The 3,679-nt window shown below is 69.6% G+C and carries 3 protein-coding genes; all 3 read left to right on the top strand.

The window, feature by feature from the left end; all coding sequences use genetic code 11:
* Window positions 1-909 (top strand): AAA family ATPase (locus JK363_RS41020; RefSeq protein WP_236076568.1); only part of this gene is annotated, 909 nt, incomplete at its 5' end.
* An 86-nt stretch (window positions 910-995) separates the two neighbouring features.
* Window positions 996-2,804 carry a VWA domain-containing protein gene (locus JK363_RS41015; protein ID WP_201883423.1) on the top strand — a complete coding sequence of 603 codons (1,809 nt, stop codon included), beginning with the start codon at window positions 996-998 and terminating at the stop codon, window positions 2,802-2,804.
* A gap of 574 nt (window positions 2,805-3,378) precedes the next feature.
* On the top strand, window positions 3,379-3,679 hold a 301-nt coding region (locus JK363_RS41010), incomplete at its 3' end, for a hypothetical protein (protein ID WP_372444960.1).

The raw sequence follows: 3,679 nt of genomic DNA, 5'->3' as shown, positions 1-3,679 counted from the left end.
TACCGGGCGACGGCCCTTACCGCCGGTGCCGCGCAGTACACGGTGACCATGGCGCCCAGCTCAGGCGGTATGCCTCCGGCGCCACGACCGGCTACCCCGCCGTCGGGCGGGAATCCCGGCCCGGTCACCCGGCTGAACGGGCAGCGCTATCACCCCAGGGCACTGGCCAAACTGCCCGATGTCGAGGCACTGCGGCGGCTGCGTGAGGCGGGTGTGCCGGTGTTGCTGTACGGACCACCGGGCACCGGGAAGACGTCGCTGATCGAGGCGGCCTTCCAGGATCTGATCACGGTTGCCGGGGATGGTGATACGACGGTCGGCGACCTGATCGGCGAGCACACCCAGGACGAGAGGGGCGGCTACCAGTTCGTCTACGGCCCGCTGGTGACGGCGATGCAGGAGGGGCGTGCCCTGTTGCTGGATGACGCGACGCTGATTTCCCCGAAGGTGCTGGCAGCGTTGTATCCGGCGATGGACGGGCGGCGTCAGATCCAGGTCAAGGCACATAAGGGCGAGACGATCACGGCTGCTGACGGGTTCTATGTGATTGCCGGTCACAACCCCGGAGTCCATGGGGCGGTCCTGACCGAGGCCCTCGCGAGCAGGTTTTCGGTGCAGGTCCAGGTGGGCTCGGACTACGACCTCGCCGCCGCCTTGAAGATCAACAGGACGGCGGTGCGGATCGCCCGTCACCTGGCCACCAGCCAGCAGGCGGGCGAGGTGGGATGGGCGCCGCAGCTGCGGGAGTTGATCGCTTTTCAGAAGATCGCTGATGTCCTGGGCGCCGATGCCGCCTTCGCCAACCTGGTCGGCATCGCGCCCCTGGAAGACCGTGACACCGTCGCCGAGATCGTCACCAAGGCCCTGGGCAGGCCCGTTACCGCCCTGGCTCTCGGCCGCCAACTCTGACTCCACCTCCCGCCCGGCGGCCCTCACCCGCCGCTTCTGGCCACCTGCCGACACCCAGGACACCTTGAGGAAGGGACCGATCAGCTATGCCCGCGCAGACCCAGGCCCATGTACAGCATCAGCCGCTCGCCGTGTCCGAGTCCGAATGGGCCCAGGCGCGGTGGGAGGACGACGGCGGCCCACCCTTCGAGCCGAGCCCCGCACACCATGCCAGGCAGTGGTTGCGGATTTCTGCTGCCCTGACGCACCGGTTGCCGGAACTGGCGGGGCGCGAGGATGTGATCGTCACCTGTGAGTTGGGCACCCGGTCCGGCGCCCCAGCCGCCTTCTATCCCGCCACAGCGAACCTGGAGATCGACGCCGCGCTCTTCGCCCCCCTCAACCCGGTCACCATCGACCCGAGACGGCCCGGGGATGAGGAGCGCTATCCGGTGGCCTGGGGTGCGCTGGTGCACGAGGCCGCACATGCCGCCCACAGCCTCTGGGCCACCCCACCCGAACTACGCGGCACAGCCTTCGACTCGGCAGCCGCACTCTTGGAAGAGGCGCGCGCTGAAGGCGCCCACCTTGCCCGCCGTCCCGCCGACCGCCGGTTCCTGAGGTCCTGCGCCCACACTCTGATCCTGGCGGACATCAACGCCCGCACACCCAGCGGACGGTGGCAGGCCGCTATGGCCGCCGGTCTGGTCCTCGCCCGCCGGGACGCCGGAATCCTGGACCCCGACGAGACCGAACCCCTGGAACAGACCGTCACCGGCATTCTCGGCCCCGACCTCCTGAACACACTGACGGCCATCTGGACGGCCGCACACGCCACCGGTGACGACGACGGGCCCGGAATGCTCGAGCACGCACGCGCCTGGTGCCAGGCACTGGGCACCGAACCCAGCGGGCCGGAACCGGCAGGCGGCGGACGTCCAGGCGAACTGGCCGAGGCGATCGGGAAAGTCGTCGGACGGGTCCAGGTGAACGAGGCCGCGCAGGCCGCCGCCCAGGCCAAGGTCGCCGCCGCGCGAGCCGCACGTGCCCGGGCGAAGGCCGCCAAGGCGGCCCACGCACGGCAGGCCGCTCAAACAGCGGACCGCGTATTTGCACACCCGACGCGCCCGTTCACCCCCGGCAAACCCGGCAGAGGAAGCAGCCGGTCGCCGGTGACCGGCACCCGGCCACCGACCGGGGCCGAGAAGTCGGCCGCCGGACAGCTGGCCAGGGCGTTGCGGGCTGCCGCCTACCGGGAACACACCTCCACCGTGACCGCCTCGGCCACCCCGCCCGGTCGCCTCAACATGCGCCAGGCCCTGGCCCGGGACGCTCAGAGGGCCGCAGGAGCTACCCCGACCGCCACACCCTGGGTGCGCACCGAACACCGGCCCAGCCCCACACCACCGCTGAGGGTGGGGATCGCGGTGGACGTATCCGGGTCGATGGGCGACGCTGCCGATCCGATCTCCTCGGCCGCCTGGATCCTCGCCAAGGCCACCGCGCTGACCGACCCCGACTCGCGCACCGCGACCGTGGCCTACAACCGGACCCTGACCGCCATCACCGCCCCCGGCCGCACCCCCGCGCAAGTCACCCAGTTCAAGGCAGGCGGTGTCGGCCACAGCCTCGCCGAAGCCATCGACGCCCTGTCCGCCGGGCTCGCCCTCACCCAACCAGGCACGGGCCGCCTGCTGGTGATCGCCTCCGACGGCTACTACTCAACGGGCGAAGCCGCCCGGGCCAGCAGGCGCGTCACCGCTCTGAACAAGGCCGGTTGCGCGGTGCTATGGCTCGCCTTCGCCCCCGACCCCTACCCGCTGCCCGGCACCACCCTGCTGGAACTGACCGACCCGGCCCGCGCAACCGCCGCGATCGCCAAGGCCGCAACCGCAGCCCTCACCACCGCCCGATAACACCTCAACCTGCCGAACCCGGCTCACCCCACAGCCGCGACGGCAACCGTCCACACCGCCGCCCCCGGCCCAGCACCGGGCCGGGGACCGGGGACCGCGAATCGGTCGCATGCCCGAAACACACGTCGCCGGTCCCGCCGTGACCAGGGAAAGCGTCGTACACCGGGCGATGCTCGACGCATTGCGTCGCACGCTCACCAATACGCCTTAATTCCCGTCGCAAAGCCCCCGCAATTCCAGCAATTCAGAGCCAGAATTAAGACTTGCTTGTTCCATGGTCCGAGCTATGGTGGTCGCATTCCCCGGAAACCCGGGACGGCAATTGCCGAATTACTCCATCGAAATCCGACCGTAGGGCGGTTTTGCCTAAAAGGAGGCGCAGGATCTTGCAGCCGAAGGCGACCCCGGTGATCCAGCACCCCTGGCACACGGCTTCCCTGGCGGGATGCCACGCGAGATGCGTTCAGCCCGGCACTGACCGCGCCTGCCACGGCACATGCCCCGCCAGTGCCCCCGCGCCATGGCAAAGAACCGCACCCGATTTCTCTATTCCTATCGGAAGGAGTCTGCATCAATGACACACGCCACCGCCGGTGCCTGTATTCCGGTGCACCCCTGCTATCTGACCGCCAGCGACGGGTGCATCGATGCCGCCTTCGCCCCGCTTATCGGGCCCAGGTGGCACAAGCGGCAGGACGAGTGGGGCAACTACCACGCCTTCGGCGATCACAGCCGCCTCCACATCGGGCTCATCCCGGAATATTGCGAACTGGTCGAACCCATCGGCCTGTGGCACATCGAAGCCCGCCCCCACCGCCACGCCCCCACACTGTGGCGCGCGGCGATGAGCCATCACACCCCGCCCGAGATCATCG

It is taken from the genome of Streptomyces coffeae (assembly GCF_016741875.1).
GTDB classification, from domain to species: Bacteria; Actinomycetota; Actinomycetes; order Streptomycetales; family Streptomycetaceae; genus Streptomyces; species Streptomyces coffeae.
This window is presented reverse-complemented; position numbering and strand designations above follow the sequence as displayed.

Bases quoted from the DNA above. Each gene is read 5' to 3' on its own strand.
- JK363_RS41015 (WP_201883423.1), top strand. From the start codon at position 996: ATGCCCGCGCAGACCCAGGCCCATGTACAGCATCAGCCGCTCGCCGTG.